Here is a 15,078-nt window from a genome sequence, read left to right on the forward strand (position 1 = left end):
AGCGGTCTGCCGTTTGGGGTCAAAAATGAATTTCACCACTGAATCCCATTTCTACCCGCATATCCCGCGGTCAGGGCTGTTCGCCCTGCCTCTACTACATGGCATGCCTGCGGCATGCTTAATTTGGAGGGGCGCGCGCGTTTTCTACCCATGTGGTATCCCTAACGGGATATGGTGTACAAGCCTTGTTCAGCCCGCGGTCCTCGGTCCTCAGCCGTCTGCCGTCCTCGGTCAGCCGTCAGCGGTCGGCGGTCAAAAATGAATTTCACCACTGAATCCCATTTCAACCCGCATATCCGGCGGTCTGCGGTCGGCGGTCTGCGGTCGGCGGTCTGCCGTCAACAATAGATTTCCAAACACACCCCATTTCCACCCACATATCCCGCGGTCCGCGGTCTGCCGTCAGCGGTCAACAAATCCCCGCACCATCATCCCATAAAAAAAGGCACCCCCTCTGTTCAAAAGGAGTGCCTTGTTGGATTGTCAAGTTATCAATCAACCAATCTGTCTTGAGCTTTCAATCCATACTGTTAAGAATTTCTGCTCAGATAAACTGAACTGCTGCTTACTTAACCAGGGTCATCTGACGCATCAGGGTGGTGTTACCGGCCTGAAGGCGATACAGATAGATACCGCTTGAGAGGTTGGAAGCATCGAAAGAAACGCTGTGCTGACCCGCCTGAAGGGAGCCGTTCACCAGGGTAGCTACGCGCTGACCGTTGATGCTGAACACTTCGAGGCTCACCTGAGCGGCTTCCGGAATCGCGAATTCTATTACCGTAGTAGGGTTGAACGGATTAGGGTAGTTTTGGCTCAGCTGGAAATCGCGAACCATTTCACCCGGCTCTTCCACACTTGTACCTGTTCCGCCTGAAACTTCCGTTGCTACAGCCGGCTCAGAGAACAGTTCTGTGCTGGTGTTGTACTGATGCAGCCAGAAAGTATAGCTCGTTCCCGGGTCGAGACCAGAGATATTAAAACCAAACGGGCCAACACCATTGCCGTCACCTTCGGTAGTTCCGAACTCATACTCGTTAGCTTCGGTGATCGGGTTTTCAACATTATCAGCGGTGCGTGCGTAGAACAGGCGGTACTCGATATTCGGGTTTTCAACATTGTTCGGACCGGCTGCCAGGAACATTTCACCTGAACCAACAGGTTCTCCGCCAATGTTATTGGCAATCACGAAACCTACCGGCGTGGGTGGGGGAACAATAACGCCTTCGCCACCGAATGCTACATCATCCCAGAAGTACACGCGCTCAACTTCTGTCGGGCCCGGTGGGGTGAAATCAAAGAAGATGGTGAATTTGTTGTAGTTGTTGGCAAAATTGATAGGAGCGGTGCCACCTGCCTGATTGGCAAAATCAAATACGAGAAGCTGCCATTCTTCGGCAACCGTAACCGTAGCTTCGGTTTCGACTGAGATAGTCGGGTCGTTGGAGTCTTCAACTTTTGCACGAACCGGAATACCTGCAACCGGCGACCATACCCGAACACTCATGGTTGTTTCATCAGGTGTGAACGGGATCGGGGTTGAGAAACCGTCTGGTTCGCCAACAGTAGTTCCTGCAAAGAAAGCAACGCCTTCAGGCTTAACAGTACGAACAACCAGGTTGCTTGGGTCGGTAGGATCTGTGACGATACTTGAAGAAGCACCTTCAAAATCAAAGAGACCGTAATCAATGTCCGGATCGTTGAAAGTTACCGGAAGCGAAAGGCCACCCGGTGGCGGTGGGGTCTCGTCAGTCGGGGTGAGGGATACATTATCAACTATAACATCGTCATTACTCAAACCAGCTTCGAAACCGAGTTTCATCTCAGGGTACTTTGCTGTAAGCGTGAAAATAGTTTCGTAGGTTTGCATTTCTGTAGAAAGCGAAATATCAAAAACGTTCTGCGCTGCAAAACCGCCGCCTTCTTCACCGAAGAAAGAGCGAAGCTGACGCCCTTCAGCGTTTGAGCGGGCATCGAACTGAATTTTGTAGGCCTGACCTACAGTAAGGGCATCAATTTGAGACTGGCTCAGGATCTGATTCAGCTGAATCCACCAAACTTCGCCGCCTGCGCCGCTGATTTCAGTGATGGTAGCTTCGCCGTCAACAACGGCAACATTTGCGGAAACACCGGCAAAATCTGCAATAAAGGTGCTCCATGACTCAAGGCCTGACGAAAAATCGCCATTATTCAGAATATTCTGCCGTGCATCGGCCTGATTAACCGAACCAAGGGTAAGCCCTGTAAACAACAGAAGCGCAATCATTGCCCTGGATGTGTTTGTAAGAAAAGATTTCATGATATATGGGGGGTTTGTTACTGATTTGTGGAAACGCTTTTAAGGTAGAAGAATCGCCCGTTTTATGCAAATAATTTTCTCTTTATTTGCACAAAAACGTACTTTTCAACCCAAACACCTAATTCACATAACCTTATCGGATTAAGAATATCAAAAATAAAGAGCCGCCCGACCCTCACATTCCCGCTTTCTGAGATTCCTGATTTTAAGACAAACGCTAACATTTTGTTTTTTAATAGCCGATTTTAGACTTCAAAGACTTTATACATAAGCGAAACAAAAGAATCCGCCAAACGCCGGCCCTGCAGACTGATACTGTTTTGCAACCCGCTGACCTCATTTTGCACAAACGTTCAAATTCCATATGCAGCCTGCCTTCATTTAAGAGTAGCTTTACTGAAAAAAATTTCCCATATTTTGCAATAAAAATCCCTCTCACGAATTTACCGGAACACATGATCAAAAAAGTAACCTTAAAGGACATAGCCGATGATACCGGCCTGTCTATTTCGACGGTATCGAGGGCACTCACCCGAACGGGGAAAATCAGCAAGGATAATGAGAAGAAGGTTTTCGAGAGTGCTTACCGGCTTAACTACCCGGTTTCCAACATACACACGCCTTTGGAGCTCAGAAAGACCATTCATATTGCCATCATAACGCGGCACTATACGGGCGAGTTTTTTGCATCGCTTTTTGAAGGATTCGACCGTTCTACCAAAGACAGCAACGCCGGTATCAGCCTTATCAGTGTAACGCACACCTCCGACAGTCCGGAGCAGATTATCAGTGATCTGCGCAAAACACACTTTGATGCGGCTGTAATTTTCATGCCCGACTACCGCGCTAAAGACTATGAAACCATGCTCCGGCTTTGTCCGCCCGAGTTCCCGATTGTTTCCATTGCACCCATTGCAAGCCCGGTGATGGATACCGTTACTTTCGATAATTACCGCGGGGGGCATCTCATTGCGCAGCATTTTGAAGCCCGCGGGTTCCGCAAGCTGGGCATCGTGCACGGACCGATTAACAAATCCGAATCTATGCTGCGCAAAAACGGCTTCGTTGATTACATACAGGCCTCAGACGACCTCAGCCTGGTGTGGGAATACGGCGGCGATTACTCTTTTGAGCAGGGCAAGGCATCCTATGAAAGCTATCGGAATGCACCCGTTAAGCCTGATGCTATTTTTTGCAGCAACGACGGTATGGCCGTAGGGTTCATGCACAACGCCATCCGCGACGGTCTGGCTGTTCCCAACGATGTGGCCATTGCCGGCTTCGACGACCTTCCCACCTGCAACCTGTACACCCCAACCCTCACTTCTGTGCACACGCCTTACGAGCTGCTGGGCAAAAAAACCATCGAAATTATTCTGAACCGGCTCAAAGATCAAAGCAGCGAACGGCACTCCGGCTACATGAGCCTGGTACCCGTATCGCTGACCGTGCGCGAAAGCACCACCAAAATGGCCCGTACCTTTAGAAACCCCTACCAAAGTCTTGTCTGATGCAGCATTCTGTAAGGCTGAGCGGTGAGTCCGCAAGCCGCTCTCAGAAGAATTACGACCTGCCGTATCTAAACCCGGAGCTGCCTTCCGAACAGCGTGCTGAAGACCTGCTCAGCCGTATGACCATAGCCGAGAAAATCGGCGAGATGACGCAGCTCGACATCACCCTGATCAACAAAACCGGCAAACAGCGGGATATCGAACTTGACGCCGATAAGGCACGTGAGCTCATCCTCAAGCACCACATCGGGTCTTTCCTGAACGGAGAGGCCGCAGCGCCTGAGGTCTGGTTCCGTTTCATGGATGAACTCACGCGCATAGCGGTGGAAGAATCCCGCCTGGGCATCCCGCTCATTTTTGGTATCGACCACATTCACGGGGCGAGCTACCTGAGCGGGTCCACCATTTTCCCGCAAGGCATCAACCTCGGGGCCACCTTTAACCCGGAGCATGCCCGGCATACCGGCTACACGACTGCGCTCGAATGCGCCGATGTGGGGCATCACTGGTGTTTTTCGCCCGTGCTCGACCTGGGGCTGCACCCGCAGTGGCCGCGCTTTTGGGAAACCTACGGCGAAGACCCGCATCTTGCCGCCCGCATGGGCGAAGCTTTTGTGCGCGGCATGCAGGAAAATCAGGAAACCGCTCCCTACAAAGTAGCTGCAACCGGCAAGCACTTTCTCGGCTACTCCGACCCCCGTGCCGGCTGGGACCGCACCCCGGCGTACATCCCTATGCAGCAGATTCACGAATTTCACCGGGTATCTTTTCAAAAAGCGGTTGATGCAGGCCTTCGCACCATCATGCTCAACAGCGGGGAAGTGAACGGTGTACCCGTGCATGCCTCCTACGAACTGCTCACAGAGCTGCTTCGCAACAAAATGGGGTTTGATGGGGTGGTGGTCACCGACTGGGACGATGTGCGCAAGCTCATGAATTTCCATTACACCGCCGCCGATTTCACCGAAGCAACGTACCAAAGCGTGATGGCCGGTATCGATATGTGCATGACCCCCCTCACCCTCGATTTCAACGAGTCCATGCTCGAGCTGGTCGAAAGCGGCCGCATCACCGAAGGCAGGCTCGATGCTTCGGTCCGCCGCATCCTGAAGCTCAAGTTCGATCTGGGACTGTTCGAGAACCCCTTCCCCCGAAACGACCGCTTCGCGCGCATCGGCAGCACCGAAAGCAAAGGCAAGGCCCTGAAAGCCGCTCAGGAATCCGTCATCCTCCTTAAAAACAAAAACGAAACCCTCCCGCTTAAACAGCCCAAACGCATCGGGCTTTTTGGTCCGTCGGCGCAGAGCCGGCGCAACCTCTGCGGCGGCTGGACCCTCGCCTGGCAGGGCGGCGAAGAGGCGCGCTACCCCGAGAGCATGCACACCATTCACACGGCCCTCCAAAAAGAATTCCCTTCGACTGAGGTAGTTGTTTTTTCGGATGATGCGCTCCGTGACCTTCAAAAAGCATCGGTGCGGAAACAGAAGTCTTTCCTGCAGGAACTCGAAGCGCTGGATGCGCTGATTTATGCCGGCGGCGAGGAGCCTTACTGCGAATTCGCGGGGAATATTTCCGACCTTCGCCTGCCGAAGCCGCAACGCGAAGACGTGCAGCTGCTCAGCCGGGCAAAGGTGCCGCTCCTGCTCGTGCTCGTTCAGGGGCGGCCGCGGCTGATAACCGAACTGCTTGAGGGCACCGATGCCTTCATCCATGCAGGTCTGCCGGGCTTTGAAGGCGCGGAAGCCATCGCCAAGGTGCTTAGCGGAGCCGTGAACCCTTCCGGCAGGCTTCCGTTTTCCTACCCAAAGTGGCCCAATCACTTCCTCCCCTACCATCACAAGCGAAGCAACATTTATTTTTTTGACCCCTCGGTTGCCAACCACATCACGCAGGGTACCAAAAACACGGCGTTGTATCCCTTCGGTTTTGGCCTGAGCTACACAACTTTTGCCTATTCCGGGCTGCGGCTAAGCCGGTCGGAAACCAACGGCTCTGACCCCATCCGGGCTACGGTGCGCATCACCAATACCGGCACGCGGACGGGAACTGAAACCGTGCTTTGGTTCACTTCCACGCTTGTTGGGCGCATTACGAGACCGGTGAAACAACTCCGCCATTTTGAAAAGGTGAGACTGAAGCCCGGCGAATCAGCCGAATGCACGTATGATATACTCCCCGTAAACCTTTCTTATCCCGACGAAAACGCACAGCCCGTGCTCGAAAACGGAACATACAGTGTAGAAATAAACGGGCTGAGTGCCGGTTTTCTGATCAAACAATAAACAGACGCTGAGCACGAAGATCAAAATCAGGCGCAGGGCTAAGCTTCACGGGCAGCAGTCCGTTCAGCTGATCTCATGGTTTACAAATAGTTGAAATACTTTGCTTTAATGAGCAGTTGCATTTAAATTGCACAGCATAGTACGTCTTACATATCTATCTGTGTTTTTTTTACACTCCGGCACAGCTCTGTTTCCCGTCGCTCAAAATCCGGTTAGCGAATTATTTCATTGTATGTCAGGTCTTCCGAAACCTCTGTTTAACAGCCCTGTTATGGGGTTTGCGCATCACAAAATCATTTTGGATGATGCAGGGAAACCATGTGATTACGTTTTTCTGGAAGTGAACAGCACCTTCGAAAAACTTACCGGGCTTCAGAAATCCGCTATTCTCGGGCGAACGGTGCTTGAGGTTATGCCCGGCATCGTTGAGGATGATTTTAAGTGGATTGATACCTGCGGTGCGGTTGCGCTCGGCGCGGAAGCAAGAAGCTTCACAACTTTCAGCGTAACGCTGCAAAAATGGTTTGATGTACAGCTTTATTCAGAAGAACATCTTCACTTCTCTGCCCTTTTTTTTGACATTACCGCCTCCAAAAAACATCAGGAAATACAGGATCATGCAGAAAAGCGGCTGAATGTGATATTAGAAAGTACGCCCGACAGCATCTGGTCGATCAACAGCAGCTATGAAATTTTATACCTCAACAGGAGTTTTCAGCAGGAATTTGAGCTGGTATTTGGCGTAAAACTTACTGAGGGCACCAACATTCTGCGCGCTTTACCGCCTGAGTTACAAAAAATCTGGAAGCCCCGTTACGACCGGGCGCTTAAAGGGGAGCAGCTTCAGTTTGATGATGTTATTGAAGCCTTCGGGCAAAACATTTACATCGAAGTACGATCAAACCCGGTTTATACCAACAACAAGCTTACGTCTGTGTCTTTTTTCGGGCGTGATATTACGGAAAAAGTAAGGGCCGAACAGGCTTATAAGGAAAGCAGCGAGCGGCTGAACAGCATCATAAGCAGCCTGAATGATGTTATCTGGTCGGTTTCTCTGCCTGATTTCAGGATATTGTACCTCAGCCCGCAGGCGGAAGCACTGTACGGGTATCCGGTGCAGGCGTTTTATGATAACCCGCAGCTCTGGCAGGATATCGCGCACCCCGACGACCGCCCCATTCTGGATAATGCGCTCAAAACCATATTTGAAACCGGAAGCTCCGTGCGCGAAAGCAGGGTTATTCACCCCGACGGCACCATTAAGTGGGTGCTTGATAAAGCAACCCTCGTGTATAACGAAAAGGGGGAAGGCGTACGGATTGACGGCATAGCGAGCGATATCAGCGTTCAGAAAAAGCTTGAACTTGAACTGAATGAGGCCGCAAAAAAACTGGACCTGTTCAGCAGGCATTTACCGGGCGTACTCTATCAGCTGAAAATGCAGCCTGACGGCTACCTGAATTTTCCTTATGCGAGCGAAGAGTTTAAACATCAGTACAACACGAGTCCGGAAGCTGCCGCTGCAGACGCCAAAAATGTGTTTAAAGCCATTCACCCGGATGACCTGCCGCAGGTTCAGCAAGCCGTCATGCGTTCAGCCGAAACCCTTGATACCCTGAACATAAGTTTCAGGGTAAATCAGCCTGACGGGTCCGTGATGTGGGCTGAAGCACTTGCAACACCGCAAAAACAGGACGACGGATCCGTACTGTGGCACGGTTTCACCCAAAATATAACGGACCGTAAAATGGCCGTTCAGGAGCTTCAGGTTTTTAAATCCATTGCCGATAAAGCGGTTTACGGAGAAGCCATCTCAGATTTGGATGGCAATCTGATTTACGCCAATCAGTTTTTCGCCGAAGTACACGGCTATACCATTAAGGAAATAAGCGGCGCCAACCTGCGTATTTTTTACGATGAGGAACATATTGAGGATGTAGCCGGACTCGTGAAGCAACTTATCAGCACCGGAACATTTGAGCCTACTCTTGTGTGGCACAGGCACAAAAACGGCAAAACTTTCCCCATGCTCATGAGCGGGGTTCTCATTTCCGATGAAACCGGAGCCCCGCAGTATATGGGTTCAACTGCCATAGATATCAGTCGGCAGTACTACACCGAGCAGCAGCTGTTAGAAAGCAAAAAACAGCTTTCAGGTATCAGCGATAACATCCCCGACGGGCTGGTTTACCAGCTGATTTCGCGACCCGGCTATCGCAAATTTTCCTACATCAGTGCCGGGGTAAATAAACTGCACGGTATCAGGGTTGAAGATGTGCTCCTCAACCCTGACAGTCTTTATGGTCAGATACTTCCGGAAGACGCGATGAAACTCGCGCAAAAAGAGCAGCGAAGTATAGACACCCTGTCCGTATTTGAATGCGAATACCGCATCAAGCATCCCGACGACGGTAGTCTCCGCTGGCTGAAAGCCTCCTCAACTCCAAGGAAGCTGCCCAACGGAGATATTCTTTGGGACGGCATCGAGATCGACATCACCAAAAGCAAAAAAGCCGAAGAAGAGCTCATGCGCCTTTCGCAGGCCGTTGAGCAGAGCCCGGCAAGTGTTGTGATTACCGACATTGCCGGCAACATCACCTACGTGAACCCGACCTTCACAGAACTGACAGGCTACAGCAGGGACGAAGCCATGGGGCAAAATCCGCGCATCCTTAAATCAGGTCATCAGCCGGAGCATTTTTATGAACAGCTTTGGCAGACCATTGTAAGCGGTAAAACATGGAAGGGTGAGCTGCTCAATCACAAAAAAAACGGGCAGCCCTACTGGGAATCAGCTACCATTTCCCCAATTAAAAACCAACAGGGGGAAATCACAAGCTATCTTGCGGTCAAGGAAAACATCACCGATCGAAAAAAAGCAACGGAAGAGCTTCGTAAATCAGAAGAGAAGTACCGGATTGTAGCCGACAACACCTATCACTGGGAATTTTGGGAGATTCCGAGCGGCGAGCTGCTCTACAACTCACCCGCCTGCGAAAGGGTGAGCGGATACACCGCTCAGGAGTTTATCGACGATCCGGAGCTCATCATCCGCATCCTTCATCCCGATGATCGCGGGCACTACCTTGCACACCGCAAAAAAACCTGGACTACCCCTGAACCTGACCGCTGCGTATTCCGCATTTTCCATAAAACGGGCGAAATTCGCTACATAGAACACGTTTGTCAGCCAGCCTACGACAATAACGGAACTTTCCTTGGTGTCCGGGGAACCAACATCGATATAACACAGCGCAAGCTGATAGAAAACAAGCTGATAGAAAGCGAAAAGAGGTTCCGGGAAATTTTTGAGCTGCTGCCGGTAATTTCTGTACAAGGGTACAATGAAAAGCGGGAAGTTATTTACTGGAATGAAGCTTCAGAGCATCTGTACGGGTACAAGCGTGAAGAAGCTATGGGGCAGAAACTGGAAAACCTGATTATTCCTGATCAGGCGCGTGATCAGGTGATCTGTGAGATTCGTAACTGGATTGAACACGGCGAGCCGATTCCTTCTGCGGAGCTAACGCTGAAACACAAAAACGGCAATCCGGTTCATGTGTTTTCCAACCATGTGCTGATTATAAACATGAAGGGGCAGGCGGAGCTTTATTGTATCGACCTCGACCTCACCGAGCTGAAGCAGAAGGAAAAGGACCTGCGGCAAAGCGAAGAACGGTACAGGTCGGTGATCAGGGTATCAAAAACCGGCGCATGGGAGTATCTTACCCATGAAAACAGGCTGTGGTGCAGCCCGGAGTATTTCACCATGCTGGGTTACAGCCCGCACGACTTCAGCGATAGCGAATCGACCATTGAAATATGGACTAACCTGATACACCCCGACGACAGACAGGAAGCAAGTGACAGGTTCGCTACCTTTATTTCGGAAGGGATGCAGGGTACGTATGAAAATTATTTCCGTATGCTGCACAAAAACGGCGGATTTGTCTGGATCTGGTCGCGCGGTCAGAATCTGCCGGCCGCGGATGGTTCCGTTTCTGACATCGTACTGGGAGTGCATATCGACATCACAGGAATCAGGGAGGCAGAAGCCAAGATTCGCGATAGTGAACTCTACTACCCCTCGCTGCTGCAAACCATACCCGACATGGTATTTGTGCTGGATAAAAACGGCACTTTTATGGATTTCAAGGTCCCTTCAGATACGAATCTCTATGTTTCGCCTGATCAGATCATTGGCGGAAATGTAAATCGGCTGATGCCGGCAGAAATTGCACTTCAACAGATGGATACCATCAGGCTGGCACTCGCCGAACCCGGGGTGTACAGCTTTGATTATGAGTTAAGTATTAGCGGCAAACCGCAGTTTTTCAGCGCCATCACCACTGCCTTCGGGCAGGACCGTGTAATCACAACGGTACGCGACGTAACCGATTACAAAGAAAAGCTCGATGAAATCAAAAAGCTGCTCGATATTGAAGAAAAGCAAACCCGCAGCCTGCGTGATTTCACCCATATTGTTTCGCACAACCTGCGCATTCACACAGCCAACATGATCGGCATCTTCATGATGCTTGAGCTTGATGAACCCGAACTGTACGACACGCAGTACATTCAGATGCTGAAAGAGTCATCCGAGAACCTCGAAGAAACCATCATGCACCTGAATAAAGTGCTTGATTTCAAACTCAGCAGCGACCTTGTGTGGGAGGATATTGACCTGCATGAGGTTGTTCAGAAGATTTTGCAGGCTGTACATCAGCTTGCAGAAGGCACCGGGGTAAGTCTGATAAACGATGTAGCGCCCAAAACAATAATCCGCGGCGTTTATCCTTTCCTCAACGGAGTTATTCTGAACCTTGTGACCAACGGCATTAAGTTTAAATCAGAACAAAAAGCTTCTTACGTAAAAATAAGCTCAGATAGCGATACCGGCCATACGTTCATCTATTGCGAAGATAACGGCCTGGGAATTGACCTTGAACGCCACAGATCAAAGCTGTTTGGCATGTACAAAAAATTTCACAGCGATCGAGAGTCAAAGGGCCTCGGTTTATTTGTTGCCAAAAACCAGATCGAGGCTATGGGTGGTCAAATTGATGTACAAAGTGAAGTAAACAAAGGAACAACCTTTATTATCAGCATACCTCATGGAAAAAATTAGAGAAGTTTGTTTTATCGAAGACGAGAAAATTCAGCTTTTTTTGCTGAATAAATTCCTCGAGCGTTCAGCTCTTGCCGAAAGTGCCGTTGAGTTTGTGAACGGAAAGCTTGCGTATGATGCCTTTAAAGAGCGTTCTGAAAACGGAGAACCTTTTCCTGAACTGATTTTCCTTGATCTCAATATGCCGGTTTGGGACGGCTGGGAGTTTTATGAAGCGGCGAGCAAACTGCCCGGCTTCGATAAGGTAACAACCTACATTCTCACGAGTTCGCTGAGCACCGAAGATCAGCAAAAGGCAAAGGAGCTTGGGCTGAGCAGCCGATACCTCACCAAGCCCCTGAGTTTTGACAAACTGAAAGAAATTTTGAGCAGGCAGCTGAGCAGGTGAGCAGCTAAGCTCCCCCATCCCGAAGGGCTTTGCAGCCCTTTACTCACGATTTCAGGAACTGCTTAGCGCAATGTCCCTAAAAATGAAAAGGCAGCCCCCGCAATGCGGACGCTGCCTTTTTTATAATCGGATTTAACTCAGCTCAGGAAGAGACCTAAAAGTTAAGCGAGATTTTGGAATACACGTAACGGCCTTCGAATCCTGAAGGAGAAAAACCGGAGTACTGGAAAATCCCGAAATTGCTGTTGGCCTGGAAGGTCTTGTCGGGGTAAACATCAAAAATATTGTTACCGCCTACTGAGAATCTCAGGTTATTGCCGATCCGGTAGTTGAGCTCAAGATCTGTGAAAAATACGTTTCCGTAAACCTGGTCATCTGCTTCGGAGGCACGGATCACTTCTGTTTCACCATAGCGCACTACGCGCACCATAGCATCAAACGGACCTTTGCTGTAGTTTACGGTTGCGTTTATCGAGCTCTTGGGCTGCCCTACTTCAAAACGACCGATTTCAACACGGCCAAAAAGCGGGGTGTTGGTAAGGCCGATGAGTTCCGCCGGGGTCTCAATTTCATCTTTATTGGTGATTTCAGTTTCGTTGAAATTCATGCCGAGGGTAAAGCGCAGCTGCGAGTTATCGCGCAGGCTGAAGCCGTAGCGGGCTACGATGTCGATTCCGTTGGTTTCGGTATCAACTGCGTTGGTGAAGTAGCGGCCGCCGGTTGCGTTTATGCCGCGGCTCCGTAGGAAGGCCGCAAGATCGGCACCGGTAAAGTTCTCGGTAAACACGATGCGGTCATCAATGGTAATGCGGTAGGCATCAACCGTAAGGGCGAAGTTACCGCGCTCGTAGGTTGCACCGGCACTGAAATTGACCGAGGTTTCGGCTTTCAGCTTGCTGGCACCGAGTGCCTGAGCGGCCGGAGAGTTTACCGGGAAGGTTCCTACTTCAAACGGGTTGCCGTCGATAAACACCGTAGCAATAGAGGTGAAGTACGACTGTGCCAGCGAGGGCGCACGGAAGCCGGAGCTTGCGGCAGCACGAAGCGCGAAACCGTTAAATACTTCGAAGCGGGTTGACGCCTTACCGGTAATGGTGTTGCCGAAATCGCTGTAGGTTTCTACCCGGCCCGCAAGACCGAGGGTCCAGGGCTCAATGATGTCGGTTTCCATATCAATATAAGCCGCGGCGCTGTAACGGGCTTCGTTTTGCTCGTTTCTCGGAGAGTAGCCCGGAAACACCTGTGCACCCGGCGCTCCGCCGTTGCCGCCGTCGGCGTAGGAGGCCGCCTCACCACGGATGATGCGGTACAGCTCGTACCGGAATTCGGCACCAAGGGCAACGTTCAGCGGCTGTGCGGTTCCGATATCGAAGCCACGTACAAGGTCGGCGTTGGTTGTGGCCTGATCGAAAGCAAGCGTACCGGCATCAAAGGTTGTCGGGCTGCCAACACCAATCGAACGGTTCACGGAGTTGGTTACGCCGTAATTGATGGCACTGCGGCCGTACACCTGACTGATGTCGTAGTTCCAGTCGCCGTTGCTTCCTTTTATACCGGTGGCAAATGAACCGTCAAATACGTTGGTCGTAATCAGCGGGAGGAAGCCGTCGGGGTAGTAAGCAGGAACATTACGGGGATCAACCGCACGGCGGTAAAAGCCGCCTGTTTCACCCTGCCGCAGGCTGATGCCGCCAAAGGCATAAAGCTCATAATCTTCAAAGATCATCATATGACCGTTAAAGAAGGCGCTCACATCCTGAAGCTCGCCGCCGCCGTAGCGGTGATTGCTTCTGTTAAAGGTGAGCTCCCGCGGGTCAGGATCGCCGTTGGCAAGGGCCGGGTAGTTTGGCCGGGGGTCGAGACCCGAGCGGTTTGTTTTGCCGCGGTCGCGCAGCTGACCGGCAATGTACAGGCGGCCGTTGTTGGGCAGCTCCATGCCGTAGCCGACATGCAGATTCACCGTGTTGCCGTCGAGGCGCCACACGCGGTCAACGCCGTTGTAGTAGGGCAGCGACTGAAAGGCAGCTGTGGAAGAATTGTTACCCGTTGCCGGCAGCCACTCGTTCGGGCCGTAGCCGCGCTGCTCGTAGCTCAGGCTCTGCCCGTAGGAAAAGGAAGCATCAAATCCGGTGCTTTCTTTCAGCACGATATTGATAACACCCGCAATGGCATCTGAGCCGTACTGAGCCGAAGCACCGTCCCGCAGCACTTCAATCCGCTCAATCATGTTTGCCGGAATAGCGTTGAGGTCAACCCCGGTAGAACCGCGGCCTACAGAGCCGTTAACGTGCAGAATCGCGCTGTTGTGGCGGCGCTTGCCGTTGATCAGCACAAGAGTCTGATCCGGGCCCAGCCCCCGCAGCGTAGCCGGCCGCACATGATCGGTACCATCTGTTACCGACGACTCCGGGGAGTTGAAAGACGGAATAAGGGCTCGGATAATCTGCGTGGTTTGCGTGAAGCCGGTCGCCTGAATTTCCTGTGCCGAAATAACATCAACCGGCACGGTTGACTGCGTGATAGTACGGCCGTCGCCGCGGCGGGAGCCGATAACGACCACATCTTCAGCGCCAAAGATATCCGGCCGAAGCTGTGCGTTTAAAGTTACTGCGGCACCGGAGCCCAGGCTGATCTGCTGCCTGAAAGCCTGATAGCCTACAAAGCGGATCAGCACGGTGTACTCACCAGCCGGTACATTCAGCTGATATTCCCCGTTGGCATCGGTAGAGGTACCAAAACCCGTGCCGCTCAGCAAAACCGTTGCACCGGGCAGCGGTTCCCTGTTCTCATCGGTAACGGTTCCCTGTATAGTGCCCTGCTGCGCTGAGGCGCTGCTGAACACAAAAAGCAGGATGAGCAGAAGAAATCCGCCCGCGCGGAATCCCTGCCTGCATGGCTGTTGTAACAGATTTTTCATAGATGTTGTTTTTTTGTTGTGATGATGCCTGAGCCCTGAATCCCCTCATGGTTTTCACCGCTCAAACGGTTAGCTGACTTCTTACTTTAATAATAATCGTTACCAAACTAAGTGACGGGTTTAACCGACCTTGTATCTGCGTACCCTTCAAATACCCGTTTAATGTACCTGAAACCGTTTCCGAAAAGCATGTTCATTATTATTACAGGGCTTCAGGCTTTTGAAATATGTGACTTTAACCCTGTTACCAACCCATTCGTTTATATCACTTTTTTTTGTGTACCCCCGGGGTGACAAGCGGAGTTAATCATCAAATCTTTTATAAAAAGATATAAAAAGGCTTCATACGCTATAGCTGGAAAAATTTTTACAACTCCGCCCTGCCCTGCTTTCTCAGCTGAAGAAGTCCAATTAATCCCCAAACATTAAAAAAGGCAGCGCCCGCACTGCGGACGCTGCCTTTTCATTTTCCAATAAAACTCATCTGCAGCAGCGGTAAGCCTTCTGCCTTACATCGCAGTGTTTTTCGTTTACGGGTTCAGGTTTTCGATATTCG

The 15,078-nt window shown here is 51.1% G+C and carries 6 protein-coding genes; 4 read left to right on the top strand and 2 right to left on the bottom strand.

The annotated features are described in order from the left end of the window. Positions 1-565: 565 nt before the first annotated feature. Positions 566-2,296 (bottom strand): T9SS type A sorting domain-containing protein, encoded by a 1,731-nt coding sequence (locus LAT75_RS12125; RefSeq protein WP_291482934.1) that lies wholly within the window; start codon positions 2,294-2,296, stop codon positions 566-568. A gap of 455 nt (positions 2,297-2,751) precedes the next feature. On the opposite strand from LAT75_RS12125, the gene LAT75_RS12130 reads away from it, so the two are divergent. The 4 genes from LAT75_RS12130 to LAT75_RS12145 all read left to right on the top strand — a co-directional run bounded on the left by LAT75_RS12130 (position 2,752) and on the right by LAT75_RS12145 (position 11,605). After that, positions 2,752-3,807 carry a LacI family DNA-binding transcriptional regulator gene (locus LAT75_RS12130; protein ID WP_291482935.1) on the top strand — a complete coding sequence of 352 codons (1,056 nt, stop codon included), beginning with the start codon at positions 2,752-2,754 and terminating at the stop codon, positions 3,805-3,807. Continuing rightward, positions 3,807-6,089: a glycoside hydrolase family 3 N-terminal domain-containing protein gene (locus LAT75_RS12135; RefSeq protein WP_291482936.1), complete on the top strand. Its 2,283-nt coding sequence runs from the start codon at positions 3,807-3,809 to the stop codon at positions 6,087-6,089. The genes LAT75_RS12130 and LAT75_RS12135 overlap by 1 nt, the downstream gene beginning before the upstream one ends. A 271-nt stretch (positions 6,090-6,360) precedes the next feature. Then, entirely contained in the window at positions 6,361-11,217 is a 4,857-nt protein-coding gene (locus tag LAT75_RS12140) for a PAS domain S-box protein (protein WP_291482937.1), read from the top strand. Further along, positions 11,204-11,605 carry a response regulator gene (locus LAT75_RS12145; protein WP_291482938.1) on the top strand — a complete coding sequence of 134 codons (402 nt, stop codon included), beginning with the start codon at positions 11,204-11,206 and terminating at the stop codon, positions 11,603-11,605. Before LAT75_RS12140 ends, LAT75_RS12145 begins: the two co-directional genes overlap by 14 nt. A gap of 154 nt (positions 11,606-11,759) precedes the next feature. On the opposite strand, the gene LAT75_RS12150 is transcribed toward LAT75_RS12145, so the two are convergent. Continuing rightward, on the bottom strand, positions 11,760-14,522 hold the full coding sequence (locus LAT75_RS12150) for a TonB-dependent receptor (RefSeq protein ID WP_291482939.1): 2,763 nt from the start codon (positions 14,520-14,522) through the stop codon (positions 11,760-11,762). Positions 14,523-15,078 lie beyond the last annotated feature (556 nt).

Origin of the sequence: Cyclonatronum sp. (assembly GCF_022565315.1) — a bacterium.
GTDB lineage: Bacteria > Bacteroidota > Rhodothermia > Balneolales > Cyclonatronaceae > Cyclonatronum.

Excerpts from the sequence above, each read along its gene's own strand:
- LAT75_RS12150 (WP_291482939.1), bottom strand. The coding sequence starts at position 14,522 with ATGAAAAATCTGTTACAACAGCCATGCAGGCAGGGATTCCGCGCGGGC.
- LAT75_RS12130 (WP_291482935.1), top strand. The coding sequence starts at position 2,752 with ATGATCAAAAAAGTAACCTTAAAGGACATAGCCGATGATACCGGCCTG.
- LAT75_RS12135 (WP_291482936.1), top strand. The coding sequence starts at position 3,807 with ATGCAGCATTCTGTAAGGCTGAGCGGTGAGTCCGCAAGCCGCTCTCAG.
- LAT75_RS12145 (WP_291482938.1), top strand. The coding sequence starts at position 11,204 with ATGGAAAAAATTAGAGAAGTTTGTTTTATCGAAGACGAGAAAATTCAG.
- LAT75_RS12140 (WP_291482937.1), top strand. The coding sequence starts at position 6,361 with ATGGGGTTTGCGCATCACAAAATCATTTTGGATGATGCAGGGAAACCA.
- LAT75_RS12125 (WP_291482934.1), bottom strand. The coding sequence starts at position 2,296 with ATGAAATCTTTTCTTACAAACACATCCAGGGCAATGATTGCGCTTCTG.